This window comes from Pseudomonas koreensis (genome assembly GCF_024169245.1).
GTDB classification, from domain to species: domain Bacteria; phylum Pseudomonadota; class Gammaproteobacteria; order Pseudomonadales; family Pseudomonadaceae; genus Aquipseudomonas; species Aquipseudomonas koreensis_F.
Map to the genome: position 1 here is coordinate 4,474,328 of NZ_JALJWP010000001.1, position 24,907 is coordinate 4,499,234.

Here is a 24,907-nt window from a genome sequence, read left to right on the forward strand (position 1 = left end):
CTCGGCGAAAAAGAACCGAGCTTGCCTAAGTTCCTCTGCCGCTTCAATGAAAAATCCATGGTGGCGTTTTGGCGATAATCGACGAGCCAGTGACTTACATCAAAAAATGCGAATCAATCGCTAAACGGACTGAAAAAACTCACAGTTTTTTCACACACGGATGCTACTTTTAAAGCTCAAGCACCGGTTGAGCCAATGACGGCTCTTCCCACCTAACATGAGCAAAAGGAAGCGCTCGATGAAGCAGGCGGGCAACACCATGAACAAAGGATTCAGCAAAGTCACCTTTCCCAACGCCTGCCAGCTGATGCGCTGGCATTTTCATCCCATGGGATTCGAGGCGACGATGGATGCGCCCGGCAGCCTGATCGCCCGGCTGTTCGATCGCGCAAGCGGCGAAACCATGATCGCCATCGCTGGCATTCCGTGTGCGACAGTGATGAACGCGGCGGATGTCGAGCGCATCATCGAAGCCATAGAGGATGAGCTGGAAGCTTTCACTCCTCCGGAATCTCTCAAGAATTACGCATAACCAGCTGATTTAAATCAAAAAGCCCGCAGCGATGCGGGCTTTTTATTGATCAGGCGCTGGCCTTTTCGCTTCGATGATCGACAAAGAATGGCCTGCCCTTGGCGACGCGATCCGAGGCTCTCGGCATGTTCACAGCTTGGGGTTCTTGCGGTTCGACGTACCAGTAGCAATGGCTGACCGCCCTGGTTATGCCCACGTAGGCCAGACGCAGGATTTCATCTTTTTGCGCACTGTCGTACGGCTCGCTGTCGCCGGTTTTGCCCAGTCCGGCCATGCGGTAGACCTGATTCTTGTAGGGCGAACTGGTCAAGTGCTGGCAATCGCCGAGCAGGAACACTGCATCAGCCTGCAAGCCCTTGGCACTGTGATAGGTCAGTTGTTTCAGCCGTCGCGCTTCGTAAGGCAAGCTCGAATCAACATTAACTACAGGCTGAATATGCTGCTCTATCAATAACTTATCGCTGCTTTTTCGATAGAGCATCAAGATCGAATCGCCCCGGCGGTAATGTTCGGCCAGTCTTTGACCCAGCGCCTCGTCATTCCGCTCGAGCACGTTGACCGGCTGCAATGGTTTGGGCTCACCACTGGCCCTGGCCTTCTTGCCTGGGATGGCCGGCGCTGCGCGGACAATGTGCTCGGCGGCATCGATGATGTGTTGATGACTGCGGTAGTTGTCACTGAGCATCACCCGCGTGGTGCTCGGCGAAGGAAACTCCTTGTTGAACTCCATGAAGTAGCTCGGCGAACTGCCCCGCCAGCCGTAAATGGACTGCCAGTCATCGCCGACGCACAACAGCGACGAACGCTGCGCACCGCGCCCGACGTGCATGGCCGGGCCACGGCTGCGGATTTCGTTGAGGCTGGCGCGTATCCACGAAACGATCTGCGGTGAAACGTCCTGAAACTCGTCGATCATCAAGTGCGACATCGGTCGCAGCAGCTCATCGCTGAGCAACTTGAGGTTTTCCGGTGAGTGCTCGCTGAACAGGGCGAACATGCGGTTGTAGGTCATCACGGGCGGTTTCTGGTCCAGCAGGTGATCTTCGAACGCGCGCCAGAACAGGCTCAGGGCCTCGAAGAAAAACCGGTCGGGGTCGTCCTTGGCAAAGCTCATGCGACTGACCACGTCCGGTACATCAAGGCCGAGGTTTTCGATAAAACCTGCCGCGCCGACGAAACAATCGAGCAATGGCGCCGATGCCAACTCGCCTTTGACCTTGTAGTCGAAGCCGGGACCGGCGCTGGCATCGCCAGCCAAGGTCGCCAGAACACGCTTCGAAGCTTCGTAACTATCCAGCCATATCAATGGCTTACGGCAGAAAGCTTGAAACAGGGTGCGCTTGACCGCCCATTCCGCACGGACACTCAGTTTGGCGTTTGGCCGACATAGCTGGGCGTTTTCCCTGGAGTCAAAGCCGAGCACCACCCAGGCATCGAGGCTCGGGATATAGCCGTGACAGTGGAACGTCGAGCCGTTGATCTCGAACTTTTGCCGACTGGGTTCGATCCCCTTGATGGGCCACGCACCCGCGCGAAACCATAGATCCTCAATGACATCGCACAGTTCTTCATCGCGCTTGGCCGCAAGCTCGGTGACCGCCATGCGCTTCTGCACATCGGGGTGATCGCGTTCCAGCTCCTTCAATTGCAGTCCGGCGCGGGACAGCGGCTGGATCAACTGGCGGAAACGCTCGTCTTCATTGAACAAGCGGTGATAACAGGCATTGAGTTGCTGTCGCTGCGCGTCATTGATGCGCAGGTCAAACGGGTTGCTGTCGATCTCCTCTGCGCCGCTTTGCGGGCGATCGCTGAGATTTTCGAAGGCCTGCAAACGCTCGAAACCCGGCAGGCTACGGATCATCGGCAGAATGCGCGAGTGGAACGTTCGCACCAGTTCGCGGGCCTGCTTGAGATTCAGCGGCTGGCCCCACAGCGTAAAGATTTCGATGAGTTTGTTGATGAAGTCCTTGCGCGACTCACGGGTGAAGGTCACCACCGTCATCGAGTCCAGCTCGAAACCCAAATAGTGGCTGAGCAAGAGAATGCGCAGCACCAAGGTGGTCGATTTACCTGCACCGGCCCCGGCCACCACCGAAGTTGACGGCGTATCGCTGAAGATCATTTTCCATTGCGCGGCGCTGGGCTGGGCGTGCGCCGGGAGCAAACGAGCGACATCCGTCTTGATGCGTTTTTTCAGCTCAGCCGTAAGCGGCAAGCGCCAGTCATCGAACAGGTTGTTATCGATGCTGGGCGGGCGATGCTCGGTGTTGCGACTGTCGCGAATCAACAGGACCTGACGGCCTTCTTCCAACCCCTCGAGCTTGCCTTCCCTGAAGCCGTATTCGACGCCAGCGGTGTGCCCGCTGCGAAAGCCGTCAGCCTGACCGTGCAGCCAGGAAGCGCGGTGCTGGGCACGTAATTTTGTCAGGCCGTGACCGAAGAAACGCGCGGCGAGGCGCTTGAACCAAGGCATCTCGGCCAGTGGTCGAAGTTCAGGAGGAAGATCGGGGATGTGTTGCGCCACGCTGACGGACTCCAGGGTGTGAGGCTGTGGCGGCTATGGTGTCTGGATTTGCCGCGCAGTTCTAGCGAAATGCTTACAGGTCATCGGTTTAGGCGACGAATTGAAAGTTGGATGAAATGATTTCGAGGCGCAATCCCATCTAATAACCTGATCATGATGCGGCAGTTTTTGCGCTTTTTATCGATGATTGCCTGATAGATGATCGTCATCATCAACCACGGGGCCCGCCCCCTGACGAACCTAATCAAGGAGACGATCATGCTTGAACTCAGACCCTTCAGCTCGCTGGGCGGCGCCCATCATGGCTGGCTGGACGCGCATCACCACTTTTCCTTTGCCGAGTACTATGACCCGCAGCGGATGAGCTGGGGCAATCTGCGTGTATGGAACGATGACATCATCGCCGCAGGCACCGGTTTCCCGCAGCATCCGCACCGCGACATGGAAATCATCACCTACGTGCGTGAAGGCGCGATCACTCACCAGGACAACCTGGGCAACAAGGGCCGTACCGAAGCCGGCGACGTACAAGTGATGAGCGCCGGTACCGGCATCGCCCATAGCGAATACAACCTGGAAGACAAGGAAACCAAAATCTTCCAGATCTGGATTCTGCCGACCGAGACCGGTGCACCGCCATCCTGGGGAGCCAAGCCGTTTCCCAAAGGTGAGCGCGAAGGTTTTGTCACACTGGCCAGCGGTAAGGCCGGCGACGATGAGAGTCTGCGCATTCGCGCCAATGCACGTCTGGTTGCAGCGAACATCAAGGCCGGTGAAACCGCTGAATACCGTTTGGACGAGGGACGTCGCGCCTATCTGGTGCCAGCCACCGGCGTGATCGAGGTCAACGGTTTGCGTGCTCAGGCGCGTGACGGTGTGGCAGTGGCTCACGAGCAAGTGCTGACGGTCACCGCGATTGAAGACAGCGAGATTGTACTGGTCGACCTGGCTTGATCTGCAGGCAATAAAAAAGGGCAACCAATCCGGTTGCCCTTTTTCATATGCGCATCATTTGCTGGAAATAGCGCCATCCACCAAAGTTTGCGCTTCGGCCACCAATTGCTTGAGGTGGTCGTCGCCGATAAAGCTTTCGGCGTAGATCTTGTAGATGTCTTCGGTGCCGGACGGACGTGCTGCGAACCAGCCGTTGTCGGTCATGACTTTCAGGCCGCCAATCGCCTGATCGTTGCCCGGCGCATGGCTGAGAATGCTCTGAATCTTCTCTCCCGCCAGCTCGGTCGAGGTGACCTGCTCCGGCGACAGCTTGCTCAGCAGTGCCTTCTGCTCAGGATTGGCCTTGGCGTCGACGCGCACCGAGAACGGTTCGCCCAGCTCATCGGTCAACGCGCGGTAGGCCTGGCTTGGATCGCGCCCGGTGCGCGCGGTCATTTCGGCGGCGAGCAAGGCGGGAATCAGACCGTCCTTGTCGGTGCTCCAAACGCCGCCATCCTTACGCAGGAACGAGGCGCCGGCGCTCTCTTCACCGCCAAAACCCAACGACCCGTCGAACAGGCCGTCTGCAAACCACTTGAAGCCCACTGGCACTTCGTACAGGCGACGACCCAGGCGCTTGGCCACGCGGTCAATGAGGCCACTGCTGACCACGGTTTTGCCCACGGCCGCATCGGCGCGCCATTGCGGACGGTTCTGGAACAGGTAATCGATTGACACCGCCAGATAATTGTTCGGTGCGAGCAAACCACCGGATGGCGTGACGATGCCGTGGCGGTCGTGATCAGGGTCACAGGCAAACGCCACGTCGAAACGTTCTTTCAGCCCGATCAGGCCCTGCATGGCGTGGCTGGACGATGGATCCATGCGGATCTGGCCATCCCAGTCGACGGTCATGAAACGGAAAGTCGAATCGACCTGTTTATTCACCACTTCCAGGTCGAGACGGTAGTGTTCGGCGATGGCCGACCAGTAGCGCACCCCTGCTCCGCCCAGCGGATCGACACCCAGACGCAGCTTGGCGTCGCGGATGGCATCGAAGTCGATGACGTTGATCAGGTCGGCGACATAGGTGTTGAGGTAATCGTGACGATGAGTCGTGCTGGCCTTGAGCGCTTGCTCGTAGCTGATGCGCTTGACCCCGGCCAGTTTGTTCGCCAGCAGTTCGTTGGCCTTGGCTTCGATCCACTTGGTGATGTGAGTATCGGCCGGACCACCGTTGGTTGGATTGTATTTGTAGCCACCGCTTTGTGGCGGGTTGTGCGACGGGGTGATAACGACGCCGTCAGCCAGACCGGAGGTACGGCCACGGTTGTAGCAGAGAATGGCATGGGAAATTGCCGGCGTCGGCGTGTACTCGTCGCCTTCGGCGATCATCACCGTGACACCGTTGGCGGCGAGCACTTCCAGTGCGCTGGCGCCGGCCGGGGTCGACAGTGCATGGGTGTCGATGCCGACAAACAGCGGGCCGGTGATGCCCTGGGCTTCGCGGTACAGGCAGATCGCCTGGCTGATGGCCAGAACGTGCCATTCGTTGAAACTCAAATCAAACGAACTGCCGCGGTGGCCGGAGGTGCCGAACGCCACTCGCTGAGTAGAAATCGATGCATCAGGCTGGCCGGTGTAATAGGCCGTAACCAGTCGCGGGATGTCGACCAACAGTTCTGCCGGTGCCGGTTTGCCCGCAAAAGGACTGAGTGTCATGCAAAAACCTCTGAAATCGGAGTGGTTCAGGAAATGCTGCGCAGTTTACTGGCAGTTTGACCACTGTGCGACGGGATGTATCCGAACCACGCCCGATGTTTTTTAACATTATCGGCCCGGGGATAAACGCAAGGCATCACCGAGAAGCCCGATAACACATGTCAAATCTCGCTCACCATGGTTCAGCGCGCTTAAGCGCAGATGGTCCGCATGCAGGCCTTGCAGACTGAACAACTCACCCGGCGCCACGATAATTTGTTGCTTGAGCAGCCGATGGAACACATTCGCCATGTCGACCGGCCGTATCGAACGCACCCAGACCGTCGCCCCGCTCTGCGGCTCGACAATCTGCAGCGCATCGCCCAAACGCTCGCGCAATACCTGGATTAACTGGGTACGGCGCTCATTGAGCATTCGCCGCAGCAAGGATAGATGCTGGTCAAGCCGCCCACCGCTGAGCAGTCTGGCGATCGCTTTCTGGCGGATTGGCGACAAGCGAAACGCGCGTAACAGGAAATGGCGCTGCAATTCCTGCCGCCAATGTCGCGACAGAACAAAGCCATATGGCGCCTCTGCGCCGATGAATTTCTCGAAGGTGGAAAACACCAGCAGACGATCAGGGTCGAGCCAGTTACGCAGACGTTGTGAATCAGCGCGCTCATCAAACTCACTGTAACAGTCGTTTTCCAATACCCAGACACCGTATCGATCGAGCATCTTCGCGATTGCCTGCTGTTGATCCTGGGTCAAACTGCTCCCCTGAGGCATGCTCAACACCGAAGACAGCAGGATCAAGCGTACCGGCTCGTTTTCGAGCAGTGACTGCAGTGCTGAAAGGTTGAGCGCGCCCTCAGCCAGCAACGGCCATTCGATCACACGCACACCGGACGATTCGAGCAGGCGCAATATCACCCAGTCACAGGGCGACTCGACAACGACGGCGGCCTGACGCAACTCAAGAACCGAAATCAGGATTTCCAGCACCCCGCGCAGATCAGCACCGATATAGACGTCATCAGCATGCCAGTAATTCGCCGTCGAACAGGTGTACCGGGCAGCCAGGGCAACCCGTAATTCCAGCTCACCACACGGCTGCACCAGCGTTTGAAGCTGGCGGGGGTATTGCCGCAAAAGTTCGCGCTCCAACGTCAACAACGGACTGTCCAACGGTTGTAGTGAAGCCGGTTCGTCGGCGCTCAATACACACATTCCGGGACGTCTCGCGTTGACGTAAACGGTTTCGAGCAGATCACTGCCGCTGCCGGGGGCGTCCATGCTGAAAAGCGCTTGCGCGTAATACCCTGACTTGGCTTTGGAATAGACCCGACCTTCTTTTTCCAGCAGTGAATACGCGTATTGCACCGTTGAAATGGATACGTTCAGTCGTTCGGACAGTTGTCGTAACGAGGGCATGCGTACTGCTGCGCTGCCGCCCGCATCGTCAATCAGCGTGGTCAGATACCGATAAACTGCCTGGTAAACAAAGTCATTGTCCCGCGCGCCCTTCACACCCTCATTTCCGTAGACATTGGTTCACAATCCAGGCTTTCGCTCACAATCAGCCTTCCGTCGATCGCTCGAACTGCGAGGCCGCATCTGCCTCACCCGAACCTGCATGCTCAGAGGCGTATTCTGCGGGGGCACAAATCTGGACAGGTCCCATTGCATAGAGACGGATCACCAGCCTGACTGGCAGACCGCTGACTTCCGTTATCCATTTCAACACCTGCTCCGGCGCGTGCAATCCCTGCATGGCGCGGTGCAGGTCAGGCATCGCGACCAGCATGCCGGGGTGACAGTTGCGCAGGAAGCGTTCGAGGCCTTTGCCACTGTCGATGAACGGTGCGAACAAAAGGCACGCCAATTGCGTTTCGTTCAGACCGAAACCGTCCAGAAGATAATCCTCTGCCATTATCCGCAGTTGCTCTGGCCCGCCGACATTCTCGTAGCTGGACAGCAAATGCGCGCAGATTGGCTCCGCAACCTGTTTTCGGCGCATGTCGGCAAGTGTGTGCTGCACGTAATCGTCTATACCCGCCTCATAGGCGCGACCCTCGATGAACCGTGCGTACAAACCCCTTATGTGCGCCGAGATCAGAGGATCGGCAAAAACCGCTTCGCCTTGATACAACGCCAGATCGTCACTCACATGACCGAGAAATTCGCCAAGCAGCGGCCAGCGATCCTCGGGTTTGCCGACCATCATGTCGTTGATGTCGATAAAACTGGTGCGCCGACAGGCTTCGAATTCGCCCTCCGGGCGCCAGGCCGTCCGCTCATCATCGGGGCGCAGCTCGCGATAGAAATCGTCACCGAGCCCGTCAAGCAGCGGAAAGAGCGCTTCGAATCCGGCGTGTACAACCCCGGGGCCGGCTATCGCCACTCTTTGCATCGCACGGTTCAGACCTTCGAGGAAATGCCGCTGACTGCCCTTGGTTTCCGCGCTGATCATGGCATCGACACCATTGTTCCAGCGGGCGATCTGGCTGTAGTACTCGGCCGTGGCCAGATAGGCGTCGTCCCATAATTCAGGCGTCTCGAGCCATGTGCGACAGTGTCCGACAAGAAGCAGATTGACCCGGCTGGCCTCACGCCCCTCATCGCTGACAGGCGTGCGATGGTCGAATGGCATCACCTCGCGGTTATCCACCATCAGCACTTCGACCCGCGGATCGTCGTAAAGAAACAGTGCGCTGTAGCTGCGATGCAGGTTCTGCAGGACGACAGGGCTGTCGCCATTCCAGCGCAGCGTGGCTACCCGCAACTGGAACGTCGCCGGGGCGCGGCCGGCAATGGTCAACTGCGCGGCCCTGAGCAGGGCCAGTGTGTAGCAGCTGTCACGCAAGCCGGACTGAGGGACCAGCACCTTGAAATGACCTATGTTTTCCATGCCGCCGGCAGCCACCACCAAGCGCTGGATCAACAGCTGCAAAGCCGTGCGCTCGGCTCGGGAAAAGAAACTCAGCAAACGCTGCAATACTTGCTGATAGACATAGTTCATTGCCTGATCATGGATCGTGCTCATCGGTATTTACCCGGTATCAAAAGTTTCATGCCACGCAATCAGGACACTGAGCGCGTGACAATTGGATCAATAAGTAATAGACGCTGAAATGCTAACACTTACAAAGTTGTAGTTATTTGAAACACTTGACCTGAAAAAAGCTCTCCACAGGCCGAGCCGAGCGCTCAACCGCCCGTATTCATTGAGATTTCCTCAGTAGAAAATAATCTGAGGAAACTTCCCACAGCGTCCCACGACAATTCATTACAGGAAAAAGAGAAGCAACTTCCGAATTGCCCTACAGCAATTAAACAGAAATTGACGAAGCCGGCAGAACCAGCTGTTTGATATAGCCCAGGACAAATTGAATGCACAGCCATAGCTCATTCCTTGAGATGAAAATAATCATTCAATTATCAGGGCTTATAGTGTGATTAGAAGATACAGATAGAGGGAAAAAACCAGTTCAGTTGCTGAAATGGCCACTGCTGCGCTATCAAGGAAGGTTTGTTGGCGCCGCAGGATATAAACAAAAAGAGTCCGTGGGGCCACGGACTCTGATGACCGGGTTTACGCCGGCTCGACTTGCAGTGCCACCCGCTCGCGGCATGGGCATTCGTCCATGTAGCGGTGCGCTTCGACAAACTCGTTGAACGGAAATACACGGGTCTTGAGCGGCAGCAGCACGCGGTCAGCGGTCAACTGGTTGATATCACGCAACGCACGCTGCAGAGCGACGTGGTCCTGGACGATTCCCAGCTCGGGCTTGCCGGTGAAATTGCCGATGCAGTGGACAAAGAACTGGATGTTCTTCTGGAACGCCGCACAAGCCGGAAACGGGGTCTGATTGCCACCCTGCAGACCATACAGCACCAGACTGCCGCGTGGCGCCAGCACATCGCCGAGCAATGACATCTGCGGGCCGCCGAGGCCGTCGAAAACCACATCGACGCCGCGGTTGTCGGTGATCTTGTTGATGCGCATCAACAGATCTTCCTCTTCGGTGACGATGACTTTCTCAGCCCCCAGAGACAACAGATACTCACGTTCCTCGGCCGATTTGGTCGCCGCGATCACTCGCACACCTAATGCTTTGCCCAATTGAACAAACGACGGACCGGCGCAGTGACTGGCATCGGTTACCAGGGCAAATTGCCCGGGCTTGACCCGCGCCAGATCGGCATAGGCAAAGTAGGCAATCAGCAGCGGCGTGTAATGCACGCTGGCTTCGATCGGGCTGAGCACATCCGGGTAACGGGTCAGCGCCGTACGCGGCAGGACGATGGACTCGCCGTACACCGGATAGTCGTTCGGGCTTTCCGCCGGGAAACTGGCCACTTTGTCGCCGACGGACAGGTCATCGACATCGGCGCCCACCGCAGTGACCACGCCAGCCATTTCATGACCCAGGCCCGATGGCAGACGTGCCTGCGACGACGCCAGATTCTGACGCCACAGGGTGTCGTACCAACTGATGCCGATCGCCTCGACACGCACCTGCACTTCGCCAGGACCTGGCTGAGCAGCCGCATGCTCTTCGCATTTGAGCACCTCGGCCGGACCAAACTTGTGAAAACGGATCGTGCGGGACATCGCAAACCTCGTCAAAGTAACCTCTAATGCCATGAACTCTATCTGGGCTTTTGACCCAAGACCATCAGTGGCTATTAATAGTCGACATGCCTGTCATTGATTCCGCATCACCGGCGGCATTGGCAAAATCCATGAAAAAAGGCCTGCCTCCGTCGCAGTAAAGCTTAATTTTCCGGTGCAGAGTACCAGCCTTTCCCCGTAAGATTCATGCCGGCCATTGTTCTCATATGGTCGCCCTCGTCAAGTTTGATGACTCTGCCAGGACTCCAGATGAATCGTAATGACCTGCGTCGTGTCGACCTGAACCTGCTGATCGTGTTCGAAACATTGATGCACGAACGCAGTGTGACTCGGGCCGCGGAAAAGCTTTTCCTCGGCCAACCGGCCATCAGTGCGGCGTTGTCGCGCCTGCGCAGCCTGTTTGACGATCCACTGTTTGTCCGCACCGGCCGCAGCATGGAACCGTCCGCGCGCGCGGTGGAAATCTTCGCCCTGCTCTCGCCTGCCCTCGATTCGATCTCGACCGCCGTCAGTCGTGCCGCCGATTTCGATCCGGCAACCAGCACGTCGGTATTTCGCATTGGTTTGTCGGACGACGTCGAATTCGCCCTGCTGCCGATGCTGCTCAAACGCTTGCGCGCCGAAGCACCGGGCATCGTCCTCGTGGTGCGGCGGGTCAATTACATATTGATGCCGGGCCTGCTGGCCTCCGGCGAGATTTCGATCGGCGTCAGCTACACCACCGATCTGCCGGCCAATGCCAAGCGTAAGGTCCTGCGCCGCAGCGCACCGAAGCTGCTGCGTGCTGACACCGTGCCGGGGCCGTTGAGCCTGGACGACTACTGCGCGCGACCGCACGCGCTGGTGTCGTTTGCTGGTGACTTGAGCGGCTTTGTCGACGAAGAACTGGAAAAACTCGGGCGCAAACGGCACGTGGTGCTGGCGGTGCCGCAGTTCAACGGATTGGGGACGCTGCTGGCGGGCACCGATATCGTCGCGACCGTACCGGATTACACGGCGGACGCACTGACAGCGGCCGGTGGTCTGCGCGCCGAGGATCCACCGCTGCCGACGCGTACGTTTGAACTGCATATGGCCTGGCGTGGGTCGCAGGATAACGACCCGGGAGAGCGGTGGTTACGGTCGCGGATTCAGATGTTTTTTGGCGACCCGGATAGCCTGTAGCAGGACCTACTTGCCACCAGTCACATCCAGAAAAGTCCCGGTGACAAACGAGGCCTCCGCGCTGGCCAGCCACAAGATGGCCCGCGCCACCTCTTCCGGCTGCCCGCCCCTTCCCATCGGGATCGAGTCCTTCACGCGATCAACCCGTCCCGGCTCGCCGCCGCTGGCGTGCATGTCGGTATAAATGTGCCCCGGGCGAATGCAGTTGACCCGAATTCCTTCCCGCGCCACTTCCTTTGCAAAGCCGATGGTGAACGTTTCCAGCGCGCCTTTGGATGCGGCGTAGTCGACGTATTCATTCGGACTGCCCAAACGCGCCGAGGCAGACGAAACATTGATCACCACACCGCCCGTACCGCCGTGGCGCAGCGACATGCGCTTCACTGCCTGCTGGGCACACAGTATCGGCCCCAGGGAATTGACTGCGAAGATGCGCTGCATGCGCTCGAAGCCGAGGTCTTCCAGACGTGACTGTTTCGCCAGCACACCAGCATTGTTGACCAGCACATCGATACGCCCGAACGTACGATCGATGGCTGAGAACAGTTCAGCAATCTGCTCGGGGTCGGCGCTGTCGGCGCGTATCGCCAGCGCCTTGCGTCCGACAGCTTCGACATCGGCCGCTACCGCCAGCGCGGCGGATTCATTGGCAACGTAGCTGATGGCGACATCGTAGCCTTGTGCTGCGGCGAGCCTGGCGGTGGCAGCGCCCACTCCGCGACTGCCACCGGTAATCAGAATCAGCGGTGCTGACGAAACGTTGTCCATGAGCCGTTCTCCTGAGAGGTTGAGCTGTATCAGCCGATGATGATGGCGCCGCTGGCGATCACCACGCACGCCAGCATCCGGCGAACGGTGAGTTTTTCCCCGAGGAACAGATAGCCGAGCAGCGCCGCGAACAGCACGCTGGTTTCACGCAGTGCCGAGACCGCACCCAGTGGCGCTTCATTCATTGCGTAGATAACGATTGCGTAAGCGAGCAAAGAAACCAGTCCGCCGACTACAGCGGCCAGCATTCCGGGCCGAACGGAAAACAGACTGCGGGCGTCGCGCAGGCCGATATAAACCGCTGGCATCAACACACCCCAAAGCGCACTCATCCACACCGTGTAAGCGAGCGGCGCGCCGGAAAGCCTGGCGCCAATGCCATCGACGACGCTGTAGGCTGCGATGAAGCAGCCCGTTCCCAGCGCATAAGGAAGGCTTGGCACGGACAGGCTGCGCCCCCGGAAAGCCAGGGAAATAATCCCGCCAGACACCAGCCCGATCCCGAGCAGCTCGCCGGCGGTGAGGGCTTCGCCGGCAAACAGCGCGGCGCCCAGAGCGATCAGCGCGGGCGATGAGCCGCGCGAAATCGGATAAATCTGCCCAAGATCGCCGACCCGATAGCTACGCACCAGAAACAGGTTATAGCCGACATGCAGCAGCGCCGACAGCAGCGCATAACCCCAGCTCTGCGTTGCGGGCGGCGCCATGAACATGGCGGCGATTGCGCAGACCAGGGCGATGGCAACGCACATCACTGTCATCGACCACAACCGATCGGCGCCGCCACGCAGCAGCGCGTTCCAGCTGGCGTGCAGCAGCGCGGCGAACAGGACAAGGAGAACCAGATGAGTAGACATTGGCGATTTTAGGCAGCCCGAGCGATAGGATTACAGAGAAGTATCCTCATCGCACCATGAGCGATTGCTCATACCTTAAGCATGTCCGCTGCGCACTTTAAGCGCCTCGCTCAGCAACCATTCACGAAAGCTGACGATGTGGGGCTGCGCCTCAATACCCTTGGGGCAAACGAAGTAGTAGGCAAGCGGTGACTGGAACGGTACATCGAACAGCCGCACCAGACGGCCATCGCCGATTTCCTTCTCGACATGCCCGCTGCGTACCAGCGCCACCCCTTGGCCGAGCAAGGCCGCCTCGACCGTCATGTTGGTATCGCCAAACCTGACGCCTTCGCGCAGCGGCGTAAACGCCAGCCCAACGGCCTGGAACCACACTTCCCATTTCGGCGCCAGTTCAGCGCCGTCGCGAGCCAGCAATGGCAACTGTAACAATTCGGCGGGGCTGCTCGGCATCCCGACGCGCTGCAGCAGTTCGGGACTGGCCACCGGAAAGACCTGCTCGCCGAACAGGAACTCCGAATACAGACCGGGATAATTGCCCTTGCCCAAGCGGATCGCGACATCGGCTTCGTCCCTGGCGAAATGGATAATGTTGTCCGTGGTGTCCAGCGACACCAGCAGCTCCGGGTGCTGGCGTGACAGGCTCGGCAAGCGTGGCAGCAGCCATTTCAATGCAAAGGAATAGGTGGTGCTGACGCTCAGCCTGACCCTGCCCTTTTGCTCACGCAGATCAGCCAGCGTCGCCTCCAGACTCATAAAGAATTCACGCACAATCGGTGCCAGCGTAGCGCCCGCCGGCGTAAGTCGTAACGACTTGCCGCGTTCAAACAACTGCAAGCCCCAAAGATCTTCCAGGTGCCGGAGTTGATGGCTGACCGCGCTCTGGGTCACATGCAATTCCTCTGCGGCAGCGGTGAAAGTCGGGTGCCGGGTGGATACTTCGAAGGCACGCAAGGTTGCGGTCGGCGGCAGATCTCTCATGGATTAAGGGTCCGACGGTGGGCAGGAACATCAAGGTATGAGTAAGACGTCATGTTAGTGCGAAACCCATTGGATTGCCTTCTTCCGTTTAAACGGATCCGCACTGTTCGCGTACTGCTCCGGCATCCAGCTCAACGCAATGATGGCAAAGAGCCGTGACAAATCCTGTGATTGAGATTAGATTACTGCCGCCCCGCCGATGGAGGGTCGGGCATTCGCACTCAGTTAAGGAAAACGATGGCAATGGTCTATTGTCGTGCTTGCGCCAAGGAGCTCCATGAAACGGCGCTCACCTGCCCCCAATGCGGGGCGAGCCAACAGGCCTTTGTGCCATCTTCGCAAGCCAGGATTCCCTGGCTGGCCATCGTTTCGCTGATCTTCGGAATTATCTGCGCTCTCACTCTGTTTGATGATTCCGATTGGGACTTCGAAACGATCCTCGGCGTCGGACTGTTCAGCGTCGCAGGTCTGGCTTGCGGCATCATCTGCGTCAACGAAAAACACCCCGGAAGAAACCTCGCGATCGCCGGCATCATATTGTCAGGCTTAACCGCGCTGGTTCTTTCCTGTCTAGCGATCCAATAATTTTAGGGAAAAAATATGAGCATGGTTTTCTGCCGCGGTTGCGCCAAGGAAATAAGTACACTGGCGCTGGCGTGCCCCCAGTGCGGCGCGCCTCAGGCAGCTCCGCAGGCCTACCCAAGCGGTCCTGCCATCACGACTGGCAACCCTTACCTTGAGGCGTTGAAGAATTACGCTGTGTTCAACGGTCGCGCCACGCGTCGTGAATACTGGCTGTTCTTCCTGATCAACATGGGCGTCGCGTTCGTCGTGGGTTTCATTGACGGCTTCGCCAACACCGGCGGTGTTCTCCAAGGCCTTTACAATCTCGCGTTGCTGATCCCGAGCATTGCCGTCGGCGTGCGCCGTATGCATGACACCGATCGCAGCGGCTGGTGGTTGCTGCTGCCGATCGTCAATATCGTTTTTCTGGCGCAGGACAGCCAGCCTGGGCCGAATCGTTTCGGTGCCAATCGCAAAGGCGTCAACTGACAACAACGGCAACACGCTGATCGAAACGGCCTTCATGGCCGTTTCTTCATTTCTGACTCAAATAATTACAACTGCGCTGGATCGTTGCGGCTCTCGCAACAAACTTTTGCTGATGGACCAATTGATAGCCACCTAACGAAAGGTGCATGCTAGAGGGCTGCTTTGGCTCTTATATCATTCCGAATGATAGTTACCTTCGCTTCATTCGATTCGTGCCATCACCCCCCCGCCGAGCATCATCCGCCCATCTTCAATACTTTGGCGGATTGCATCCATGGAACAGTCACTCAAACATTTGCGCTTCCCGTTGGCCATGCTGGCCGTACTGGTGATGAGCGCCTGCGGCAAAACTCCGGAGACTGCCGGCGCCCCGCCAGCGGCCAAAGTCAGCGTGGCCAAGGTGCTGGAACAACCGGTCAATGAGTGGGACGAATTCACCGGGCGCCTCGAAGCACCGGAAACCGTTGAAATCCGGCCACGGGTTTCGGGCCAGATCGATCAGGTCGCCTTCACCGAGGGCGCGCTGGTCAAGAAAGGTGACCTGCTGTTCCAGATCGACCCGCGCCCGTTCCAGGCCGAGGTCCGCCGCCTCGAAGCCCTGGTCGCCCAGGCCCGCGCCACCGCAACCCGCAGTGAAAATGAAGCGGCTCGCGGCGAACGTTTGCGCACCAGCAATGCCATTTCCGCTGAACTGGCCGACTCGCGCACCAGCGCTGCCCAAGAGGCCCGCGCCGCCGTCGGTGCTCTGCAGGCACAACTGGACCTGGCCAAGCTGAACCTGAGTTTCACCCGTGTTACCGCTCCGATCAGTGGCCGCGTCAGTCGCGCCGAGATCACCGCCGGCAACCTGGTGACCGCCGACACCACCGCGCTGACCAGCGTCGTCTCCACCGACAAGGTCTACGCCTATTTCGACGCCGACGAACGCGTGTTCCTCAAATACACCCAACTGGCCCGCAACGGCCAGCGCGGCGCAACTACGCCGGTGTATATGGGCCTGTCTAATGAAGACGGCAACCCGCACCTCGGCCAGATGAATTTCGTCGACAACCAGGTCAATCCGAAAACCGGCACCATCCGTGGTCGCGCTGTGTTCGACAACGCCGACGGCACCTACACCCCGGGCCTGTATGCACGACTGAAACTGGTCGGCAGCGGCACCTACAACGCCATGTTGATCAACGACGAAGCCGTGGGCACTGACCTGGGCAAGAAGTTCGTGCTGGTGATGGATGGCGACAACAAGACCGCCTACCGCGCCGTCGAACTCGGTCCGAAGATCGAAGGCCTGCGCATCGTTCGCAACGGTCTGAACAAGGACGACACGATCATCGTCAAGGGCCTGCAGCGGGTTCGTCCCGGTTCACCGGTTACCCCTGAAGTGATTCCGATGGCCAGCGAGCAGACCCTCGCCGCCCTTGCTCAACAACGTCAAGCGCTGGAAGCCAGCAACCTGCCCAAAGTTGCCCCTGTCAAGGGCGCATCGGGTTCGGCTGCGAAGCTGGCTGCTACGACCCCACGCGGTTAAGGGACGACAACTCCGATGAATTTTTCCCAATTCTTCATTTCCCGGCCGATCTTCGCAGCGGTGCTGTCGCTGTTGATCCTGATCGCCGGTGCGATCTCGCTGTTCCAGTTGCCGATCAGCGAATACCCGGAAGTCGTGCCGCCGACCGTGGTCGTGCGCGCCAACTTCCCGGGCGCCAACCCCAAGGTCATCGGTGAAACCGTGGCCGCTCCGCTGGAGCAGGCGATCACCGGCGTCGAGAACATGCTGTACATGTCCTCGCAATCGACCGCTGACGGCAAGATCACCCTGACCATCACCTTCGCCCTGGGCACTGACCTGGACAACGCGCAGGTGCAGGTGCAGAACCGGGTGACCCGAACCGAACCGAAGCTTCCCGAGGAAGTGACGCGCATCGGTATCACCGTCGACAAGGCTTCGCCCGACCTGACCATGGTTGTGCACTTAACCTCACCGGACAAGCGCTACGACATGCTCTATCTGTCCAACTACGCGATCCTCAACATCAAGGACGAGCTCGCTCGCCTCGGTGGCGTCGGTGACGTGCAGCTGTTCGGTATGGGTGACTACTCGCTGCGGGTCTGGCTCGACCCGAACAAGACCGCGTCGCGCAATCTGACCGCGACCGATGTGGTGACCGCCATTCGCGAGCAAAACCGTCAGGTCGCCGCCGGTCAACTGGGCGCGCCCCCTGCGCCGACCGCGCAAAGCTTCCAGCTGTCGGTCAACACTCAGGGCCGCCTGGTCTCCGAGGAAGAGTTCGAGAACATCGTCATTCGTTCCGGCGACGATGGTGAAATCACTCGCCTCAAAGACATCGCGCGCATTGAACTTGGTTCCAGCCAGTACGCCTTGCGCTCGCTGCTGAACAACCAGCCAGCCGTAGCGATTCCGATCTTCCAGCGCCCCGGTTCCAACGCCATCGACATTTCCAACGAAGTGCGCGGCAAGATGGAAGAGCTGAAGAAAGGCTTCCCGCAGGGCATGGACTACAGCATCGTTTATGACCCGACGATCTTCGTCCGCGGTTCGATCGAAGCAGTGGTTCACACCCTGTTCGAAGCGCTGATCCTCGTGGTGCTGGTGGTGATTCTGTTCCTGCAAACCTGGCGCGCCTCGATCATTCCGTTGGTGGCGGTGCCGGTATCGTTGATCGGTACGTTTGCGGTGATGCACCTGTTCGGTTTCTCGCTCAACGCCCTGTCGCTGTTTGGCCTGGTACTGGCCATCGGTATCGTGGTCGACGACGCCATCGTGGTGGTGGAGAACGTCGAACGGAACATCGAACTCGGACTTACGCCCGTCGAAGCTACCAAGCGCGCCATGCGTGAAGTGACCGGCCCGATCATTGCCACGGCGCTGGTGCTGTGTGCGGTGTTTGTTCCTGCGGCGTTCATTTCCGGCCTCACCGGGCAGTTCTATAAACAGTTCGCACTGACCATCGCCATCTCGACCGTGATCTCGGCGTTCAACTCGCTGACCCTGTCGCCAGCGCTGGCCGCTGTGTTGCTGAAAAGCCACGACGCACCAAAAGACCGCTTTTCGAAAGTGCTCGACAAGATCTTCGGTGGCTGGCTGTTCCGTCCGTTCAACCGCTTCTTCGACCGCGCCAGCCATGGCTACGTCGGCACTGTGCGCCGGGTCATCCGTGGCAGCGGCATCGCCCTGCTCCTGTATGCAGGCCTGATGGTGCTGACTTTCTTCGGTTTCTCCAGCACGCCGACCGGTTTCGTACCGGGCCAGGACAAGCAATATCTGGTGGCTTTCGCGCAATTGCCGGACGCCGCGAGCCTGGATCGCACCGAAGACGTGATCAAGCGCATGTCCGACCTCGCGCTGAAACAGCCAGGTGTGGAAAGCGCCGTAGCGTTCCCGGGCCTGTCGATCAACGGCTTCACCAACAGTCCGAACGCCGGCATCGTCTTCGTCACCCTGAAACCGTTCGACGAACGTAAAGACCCGAGCATGTCCGCCGGCGCGATTGCCGGTGCCTTGAACGGCCAGTACGCGAACATTCAGGAAGCGTACATGGCGATCTTCCCGCCACCGCCGGTACAGGGCCTGGGCACCATTGGTGGTTTCCGCCTGCAGATCGAAGACCGGGGCAACCTGGGCTACGACGAGCTGTACAAAGAAACCATGAACATCATCAACAAGAGCCACAACGTGCCGGAACTGGCCGGTCTGTTCACCAGCTACACGGTGAACGTGCCGCAGGTCGATGCCGCCATCGACCGGGAAAAAGCCAAGACCCACGGCGTGGCTGTCAGCGACATCTTCGATACCCTGCAAATCTATCTGGGTTCGCTGTATGCCAACGACTTCAACCGCTTCGGGCGTACCTATCAGGTCAACGTTCAGGCCGAACAACAGTTCCGCCTTGAATCCGATCAGATCGGTCAGCTGAAAGTACGCAACAACAAAGGCGAAATGATCCCGCTGGCGACCTTCATCAAGGTCAGCGACACCTCCGGCCCGGATCGCGTGATGCACTACAACGGCTTCATCACCGCGGAAATCAACGGTGCCGCAGCCCCCGGCTACAGCTCGGGCCAGGCGGAAAAAGCCATCGAGAAACTGCTCAAGGAAGAACTTCCGAACGGCATGACCTACGAATGGACCGACCTGACGTACCAGCAGATTCTGTCCGGCAATACCGCGCTGTTCGTATTCCCGCTCTGCGTACTGCTGGCGTTCCTGGTACTCGCCGCGCAATACGAAAGCTGGAGCCTGCCACTGGCGGTAATCCTGATCGTACCGATGACCCTGCTGTCGGCCATCACCGGCGTGATCATCTCCGGCGGTGACAACAACATCTTCACCCAGATTGGCTTGATCGTACTGGTGGGACTTGCCTGCAAGAACGCGATTCTGATCGTCGAGTTCGCCAAGGACAAACAGGAAGAAGGCCTCGACCCGCTCGCTGCGGTACTGGAAGCCTGCCGCCTGCGTTTGCGGCCGATCCTGATGACCTCCTTCGCGTTCATCATGGGCGTGGTGCCACTGGTGTTCTCCAGCGGTGCCGGTGCCGAGATGCGTCACGCCATGGGTGTGGCGGTGTTCTCCGGGATGCTCGGGGTGACCTTCTTCGGTCTGTTGCTGACGCCAGTGTTCTACGTGCTGATCCGTAACTTCGTTGAACGCAGTGAGCAGCGCAAAGCGGCCAAGGCACACACTCTTCAAAAGCCACTGGAGGCGCAACAATGAGTCTGAAAGTCTTCCTGCCGAGTCTGCTGGTGCTGGCCCTCAGCGCCTGCGCCGTCGGCCCCGACTACAAGACCCCAGCTACGGAGGCGGCCAACATCACGACCGCCACCGACGGCGCCGCCGGGCAAAAGAACTTCGACCGTTCGAAATTCGAAGGCATCTGGTGGCAGCAATTCGACGATCCGACCCTCAACCAGTTGGTGAGCCAGTCGCTGCAAGGCAACCGTGAACTGCGCGTGGCGTTCGCCCGTTGGAAAGCCGCCCGGGCGATCCGCGACGATGCCAGCAACGATGCGATGCCGACCATCACCAGCCGCGCCAGCAGTGACCTGGGCAAAGGCCAGATTCCCGGCCAGACCACCGACCGGGTCAATAGCGAACGCTATGACCTGGGTCTGGACATGGCCTGGGAGCTCGATCTGTTCGGGCGCATCCAGCGCAATCTGGAAGCCAGCGACGCCGACCAGCAGGCTGCCGAAGCCGATCTGTATCAGCTGCAAGTCACCATGATTGCCGAACTGGTCGACGCCTACGGTCAACTGCGCGGCGCCCAACTGCGGGAAAAAATCGCCGTGGCCAACCTCAACAACCAGGAGGAGTCGCGCAAGATCACCATCAGCCTGCGTGACGCCGGTGTCGGTGATCAGCTCGATGTCGAGCGCGCCGATGCGCGTCTGGCCAACGTCGAAGCCAGCGTGCCGCAGTTGCAGGCGGAACAGGTGCGGCAGAAGAACCGTATCGCCACCCTGCTTGGTGAGCGCCCGGACAAACTGACCGTCGACCTCAGCCCGAAAGACCTGCCGGCCATCGCCAAGGCGCTGCCGATCGGTGATCCGGGCGAACTGCTGCAACGTCGTCCCGACATCCTTAGCGCGGAGCGGCAACTGGCTTCGGCCACTGCGCGAATCGGCGTGGCGAAGGCCGACCTGTTTCCGCGTGTCAGCCTTAGCGGCTTTCTCGGCTGGACGGCCGGGCGTGGCTCGCAGATCGGTTCCTCGGCGGCCAATGCCTGGGCACTCGGCCCGAGCATCACCTGGGCTGCGTTTGACCTCGGCAGCGTCCGCGCCCGTTTGCGTGGCGCCGACGCCGATGCCGAAGGCGCACTGGCCAACTACGAGCAGCAAGTGCTGCTGGCTTTGGAAGAATCGGAAAATGCTTTCAGTGATTACGGCAAACGTCAGCAACGCCTGATCTCGCTGATCCGTCAGAGTGAATCGAGCCGCAAGGCTGCCGATCTGGCAGAAATCCGCTACCGCGAAGGCACCACCGACTTCCTCGTCCTGCTCGACGCCCAGCGTGAACGCCTGAACGCCGAGGACACGCAGGCCCAGGCCGAAGTCGATCTGTATCGCGGCATCGTCGCCATTTACAAGGCCCTCGGCGGTGGCTGGCAACCGGAGACGGTCGCCAGCAAGTAAAGGTTGTTAAAGAGCTCCTTTGGTTGGCCGCAACCAACCAATTTTTTTGCCCCGCGTATCATTCGGTCGCGGGGTTTTTTTATGCCACTGAATCACCAATCCCGTGTAGGAGCTGTCGAGTGCAACGAGGCTGCGATTCTTGATGGGAATGTAGCCGGGGACGCTCTGCGTCCCAAGATCAAAAGATCGCAGCCTCGTTGCACTCGACAGCTCCTACAGGGGGATCAGGGTTCCAGGACGGTGACGGTGGCTGTGGTGCCCGCGCGCAAGCGATTCTTGCCGGCAAAATCACCATCAATGCCGATGCGAACCGGCACCCGCTGCGCCAGTTTGACCCAGGTGTAACTTGGATTGATGTTTGCCAGCAGTCGGCTGCCCGGCGCGTTTTCGCGGTCGGCAATCGCGAAGGCGATGCTTTCGACCGTGCCGCCGAAACTCTCACCGCTCATCAACTGAACGCGCACCCGGTCGCCCTCTTCGATTCGCGGCAGTTTGGTTTCTTCGAAGTAACCGCTGACGTAGAACGAATTGCTGTCAACCAATGCCAGCAATGCCCCACCCGCCTGCGCGTAATCGCCTTGACGGGTCAGCAGGTTGGTCACGTAACCGCTGACTGGCGACTCGACACGGGTACGCTGCAAGTCCAGCTCAGCCTGGGTCAGCGCGGCAATCGCCAACTGCACGTTGGCTTCGGCCAGCCCGAGGTTGGCCTGATTGCGCAACAGATCCGCCTGGGCAACCGCCACGTCGGTACTGGCCTTCTCCCATTCCTCACCGGAGATGGCAAAGCCCTGCTTCAGCGTGCGGCGCCGGCGCTCCTCGCTCTGGCGCTGTTTGAGCAACGCTTCACTGGCAACAATTGCCGCCTGCGATTGCCCCAGCGACGCCTTGGACACTTCCACCGAACGCCGGGCATGTTCGACTGCCAATTGATAGCGCGCCGGATCGATCTCCAACAGCAATTGGCCCTTGTCGACATGCTGGTTGTCCTGAACCGCCAGTTTGACGATACGCCCCGAAACATCCGCCGACAGCGTCACCACATCCGCCCTTACCCGGGCGTCCCGCGTCCAGGGCGCGCGGGTGTAATACTCCCAGGCGAACCAGCCGAGGACGATCGCCAGGATCACCACTGCCACGGTCATCATTCGTGCTACTAGTGCTTTCAAGACATCAGGCTCCCATCAATAGAATCAGCGTGGCACAGACACAGGCGTAAAGAGCGCCTTCGAACAGCGCTTCATGCCAGACCAGGCGGAGCACACCCAGGCGTCGCAGGCACCAGTCCAGCAACATGAAAATCGGGATTGCCAGCAATAGCGCCTGAGCAATGGGCGGCAGATAGACGCCGCCAATCTCGAAATCAATGGGCAAGTTGCGGTTCTCCTTGCAGAACTTGAGGTTGCAGATGCGCGCCGTGGCGCTCGAGAAACGAAACGACAATCAGCAGCGCCACGCGCATACGGAACACCGACCATAGATGTTCGTGACTGGCGGCGTGCAGCTCGTCCAGCTCATCTCCGAGTTGGTGCAGCGTGGCAAGCAGTGCGGCAAGTTGCACCTCATCGCGTCCGGCAACCAACCGACCGGTTTTGCGTAACGCCGACGCCAGGCGCTGGCTGAATGCATCGGTGAGTAGCGCGTTGTTCTGCGCCTGCTGCCGCAGCTGGTGCATAGCGACGCCTAAAGCCACGCAAGCCAGGCTGATTTCATACAGGCGCTGCATGGCAAGATCGTTCGCCGCTGGCAGCAGGCCGAGCATGCTGGTCAGGCGATCGGTCATCCGACTCTCGAAGGCGAATTGTTGTTCATCGTTTGCCGGCATTTTGCTCAGTTGGTACACCTGCTCCCGCGCTTCGCCGTACAAACGGCGAATGCGCAAGTCCGGGCGGAAGGGAAAGATCAGCGCATAGACGATCAACGCCAGCATCGCTGCACTGACATAAGCGCCGGCAAATTCGAACCATTGAATCGCTGTGTTCTGCCCAGTGCCGGTATTTTGCGGTCCGAGCATGAGAAAACTCGACAGGCCAAGACCCATGCCGATCCCGGCGGTGGCCGGACTGGAAATTCCCACCGCAATGGCATACAGCAACGGCGCGAGCAGCAAGGCCAATAACTCGAAATCACTGATCGCCGGCACCAGCATGAATTGATAGAACGCCGACACCACCAGCGCCAGGCCCAAGCCACGGGCATAGCTTTGCGCGGCCATCAACGGACGCGGGAAGGTCGCCATCAGCGAGCAGAGAATCCCCACCAGAATCATCCCGCCGCGGGCGCCATCCCATGCCGTCTCGATCCAGATCAAGCCGGAGACCAGCAGCGCGGTAAAGGCGCGAATCGCATTCATCGAGGCCAAAGTGAAATCCAGATGCAACGGACTGCTCTGCCCGCGATACAGACAACTGGCCGGGCGCCCTTCCTGGATGGCGTCGCTCAGCTCGAGAATCTGATCCAGTTGCTGCAGCAGTCGCGCCTGCTCCCAACGCAACGCCCAGGCCAGTGAGCGCAGGGTCGCGCTCATGTTCTCGGTCTGTTGCTCGGCCTTGTAGGCCAAGGCTTCGAACTGTTGCTGCAAAGTGACAAAGCGCTGCCGATCCGCTCCAGACAGCGCGCGCCCCTGTTGCGCCAACTGCTCCAGCAATACCAGTTCCTCGGCCCGCAGCTGCTGCACCTCCAGCGGCAGATCGCCCTCCCAGCGTTCCATGAGCAATTCACGTTGATGACGCAGCGCGGTCAGGCGCGATGTCAGCAGCATCAGTTGATTGCCGAGCAGCAACACCAGGTTGTCGGCACTGCGCAAACGTGGCGCATCGAAATACAAATGGCGCCGCAACCCTTCCAGCGCGCTGATCTCGCCGAGCAGTTGCATTTGCCGCCGCTGGAAATCCGCTTCGCTTTCTTCCGTGCGAAGCACTTCGGCGGCGTGGCTGGCGGCCAGTTTGATCACTTGATCGACCTTGGCGAAATAACCCTTGGCGACGGCTTCAGGCCGGGCCGTCAGCAAACTGACCACGCAGACGCAGGCCACCGCCAGCAGGGTTTCGGTGACTCGGGTGACGGCGAGCAAAAAGGTGCCGTCCTGATCCGGAATCGCCAGCAACGCCACGACCACAGCGGTGTAACCACTGAGCACGAACGCCTGAGAGCTGGTGTAACGCAACAATGTGCCACCGGCGGTGCACAGCGCCAGCCACAAAGCCAATGTAGTAATGAACGGCAGCGGCGCCTGAGGAAAGATCGCCATGATCAGCACTGCCACCGCCGCACCCACGGTGGTACCGATGACCTGGCCAAAACTGCGCGCCAGCGCCATCCCCGCCAACGGCTGGCTGACAATCACCACGGCCATGATCGACCATTTAGGCTGTTCGAGATCGAAGATGAACGCCAGATAAAGGGTCAACAGCCCAGCGGCGATGGTCCGCAGGGCAAACAGCAAAACAGCCTGACCGGGATGGATCAAAGCCTTGAAATAGGTGAACAGCGCAGACATGGGCACACTCTTTAAAACGACTTCTGCAAGCGTAGACACTGCCACAAAAGCCTGACGGATTTCACAGTCGACACGTGTCGTAGGACGATTCGCTGGCAAGGGT

Annotated in this window: 19 protein-coding genes; 8 read left to right on the plus strand and 11 right to left on the minus strand. The window is 59.2% G+C overall.

Annotated elements, in window-relative coordinates; translation table 11 throughout:
• Positions 1 to 259: 259 nt before the first annotated feature.
• The gene (locus tag J2Y90_RS19715) at positions 260 to 532 is read left to right on the plus strand and encodes a DUF1652 domain-containing protein (RefSeq protein WP_041480416.1); all 273 of its coding nucleotides are present in this window, start codon (positions 260 to 262) and stop codon (positions 530 to 532) included.
• A 49-nt stretch (positions 533 to 581) separates the two neighbouring features.
• On the opposite strand, the gene J2Y90_RS19720 is transcribed toward J2Y90_RS19715, so the two are convergent.
• Positions 582 to 3,056, minus strand: a complete 2,475-nt coding sequence (locus tag J2Y90_RS19720; RefSeq protein ID WP_253502118.1) for a UvrD-helicase domain-containing protein — start codon at positions 3,054 to 3,056, stop codon at positions 582 to 584.
• Positions 3,057 to 3,314: 258 nt separating this feature from the next.
• Between J2Y90_RS19720 and J2Y90_RS19725 the strand changes: the two genes are divergently transcribed.
• On the plus strand, positions 3,315 to 4,010 hold the full coding sequence (locus tag J2Y90_RS19725) for a pirin family protein (protein WP_042610056.1): 696 nt from the start codon (positions 3,315 to 3,317) through the stop codon (positions 4,008 to 4,010).
• A gap of 54 nt (positions 4,011 to 4,064) precedes the next feature.
• Here the strand turns inward: J2Y90_RS19725 and pgm are convergent, their stop codons facing one another.
• The 4 genes from pgm to J2Y90_RS19745 form a co-directional block, all read right to left on the minus strand.
• Positions 4,065 to 5,711 carry a phosphoglucomutase (alpha-D-glucose-1,6-bisphosphate-dependent) gene (pgm, locus tag J2Y90_RS19730; protein WP_253502121.1) on the minus strand — a complete coding sequence of 549 codons (1,647 nt, stop codon included), beginning with the start codon at positions 5,709 to 5,711 and terminating at the stop codon, positions 4,065 to 4,067.
• 108 nt (positions 5,712 to 5,819) lie between these two features.
• Positions 5,820 to 7,220, minus strand: a complete 1,401-nt coding sequence (locus J2Y90_RS19735; protein WP_253502124.1) for a PLP-dependent aminotransferase family protein — start codon at positions 7,218 to 7,220, stop codon at positions 5,820 to 5,822.
• 49 nt (positions 7,221 to 7,269) lie between these two features.
• Positions 7,270 to 8,736: a hypothetical protein gene (locus J2Y90_RS19740; protein ID WP_253502126.1), complete on the minus strand. Its 1,467-nt coding sequence runs from the start codon at positions 8,734 to 8,736 to the stop codon at positions 7,270 to 7,272.
• Positions 8,737 to 9,285: 549 nt separating this feature from the next.
• Positions 9,286 to 10,308: a zinc-dependent alcohol dehydrogenase family protein gene (locus tag J2Y90_RS19745; RefSeq protein ID WP_064362651.1), complete on the minus strand. Its 1,023-nt coding sequence runs from the start codon at positions 10,306 to 10,308 to the stop codon at positions 9,286 to 9,288.
• A 270-nt stretch (positions 10,309 to 10,578) separates the two neighbouring features.
• Here J2Y90_RS19745 and J2Y90_RS19750 point away from each other — a divergent pair, with 270 nt between their 5' ends.
• Positions 10,579 to 11,493, plus strand: coding sequence for a LysR family transcriptional regulator (locus tag J2Y90_RS19750; RefSeq protein ID WP_225926638.1), 915 nt, complete (start codon positions 10,579 to 10,581; stop codon positions 11,491 to 11,493).
• Positions 11,494 to 11,499: 6 nt separating this feature from the next.
• Here J2Y90_RS19750 and J2Y90_RS19755 read toward each other — a convergent pair whose 3' ends face one another.
• The 3 genes from J2Y90_RS19755 to gcvA form a co-directional block, all read right to left on the minus strand.
• Positions 11,500 to 12,261, minus strand: coding sequence for an SDR family oxidoreductase (locus J2Y90_RS19755; RefSeq protein ID WP_253502129.1), 762 nt, complete (start codon positions 12,259 to 12,261; stop codon positions 11,500 to 11,502).
• A gap of 29 nt (positions 12,262 to 12,290) precedes the next feature.
• Entirely contained in the window at positions 12,291 to 13,118 is an 828-nt protein-coding gene (locus J2Y90_RS19760; RefSeq protein WP_253502132.1) for a DMT family transporter, read from the minus strand.
• A gap of 75 nt (positions 13,119 to 13,193) precedes the next feature.
• Entirely contained in the window at positions 13,194 to 14,099 is a 906-nt protein-coding gene (gene gcvA, locus J2Y90_RS19765; protein WP_253502135.1) for a transcriptional regulator GcvA, read from the minus strand.
• Between the two features lie 237 nt (positions 14,100 to 14,336).
• Here gcvA and J2Y90_RS19770 point away from each other — a divergent pair, with 237 nt between their 5' ends.
• From J2Y90_RS19770 to J2Y90_RS19790, 5 genes are all read left to right on the plus strand, one after another.
• A complete protein-coding gene (locus J2Y90_RS19770; protein WP_253502137.1) occupies positions 14,337 to 14,684 on the plus strand; it encodes a DUF4190 domain-containing protein in 348 nt (115 codons plus the stop codon).
• Between the two features lie 15 nt (positions 14,685 to 14,699).
• Positions 14,700 to 15,152 (plus strand): DUF805 domain-containing protein, encoded by a 453-nt coding sequence (locus J2Y90_RS19775; RefSeq protein ID WP_253502140.1) that lies wholly within the window; start codon positions 14,700 to 14,702, stop codon positions 15,150 to 15,152.
• 274 nt (positions 15,153 to 15,426) lie between these two features.
• Positions 15,427 to 16,680 carry a multidrug efflux RND transporter periplasmic adaptor subunit MexE gene (gene mexE, locus J2Y90_RS19780; protein ID WP_253502143.1) on the plus strand — a complete coding sequence of 418 codons (1,254 nt, stop codon included), beginning with the start codon at positions 15,427 to 15,429 and terminating at the stop codon, positions 16,678 to 16,680.
• Positions 16,681 to 16,695: 15 nt separating this feature from the next.
• On the plus strand, positions 16,696 to 19,887 hold the full coding sequence (locus tag J2Y90_RS19785; protein ID WP_253502146.1) for an efflux RND transporter permease subunit: 3,192 nt from the start codon (positions 16,696 to 16,698) through the stop codon (positions 19,885 to 19,887).
• Positions 19,884 to 21,305, plus strand: coding sequence for an efflux transporter outer membrane subunit (locus J2Y90_RS19790; protein ID WP_253502148.1), 1,422 nt, complete (start codon positions 19,884 to 19,886; stop codon positions 21,303 to 21,305). Before J2Y90_RS19785 ends, J2Y90_RS19790 begins: the two co-directional genes overlap by 4 nt.
• A 224-nt stretch (positions 21,306 to 21,529) precedes the next feature.
• Here the strand turns inward: J2Y90_RS19790 and J2Y90_RS19795 are convergent, their stop codons facing one another.
• From J2Y90_RS19795 to J2Y90_RS19805, 3 genes are read right to left on the minus strand one after another with little or no spacing between them, the layout of a single operon-like run.
• A complete protein-coding gene (locus tag J2Y90_RS19795) occupies positions 21,530 to 22,453 on the minus strand; it encodes a biotin/lipoyl-binding protein (protein WP_429462329.1) in 924 nt (307 codons plus the stop codon).
• 25 nt (positions 22,454 to 22,478) lie between these two features.
• Positions 22,479 to 22,679 (minus strand): DUF1656 domain-containing protein, encoded by a 201-nt coding sequence (locus J2Y90_RS19800; RefSeq protein ID WP_016774855.1) that lies wholly within the window; start codon positions 22,677 to 22,679, stop codon positions 22,479 to 22,481.
• Complete coding sequence (locus tag J2Y90_RS19805) at positions 22,669 to 24,804, minus strand: FUSC family protein (RefSeq protein ID WP_253502153.1); 2,136 nt, start codon at positions 24,802 to 24,804, stop codon at positions 22,669 to 22,671. The genes J2Y90_RS19800 and J2Y90_RS19805 overlap by 11 nt, the downstream gene beginning before the upstream one ends.
• Positions 24,805 to 24,907: the final 103 nt, after the last annotated feature.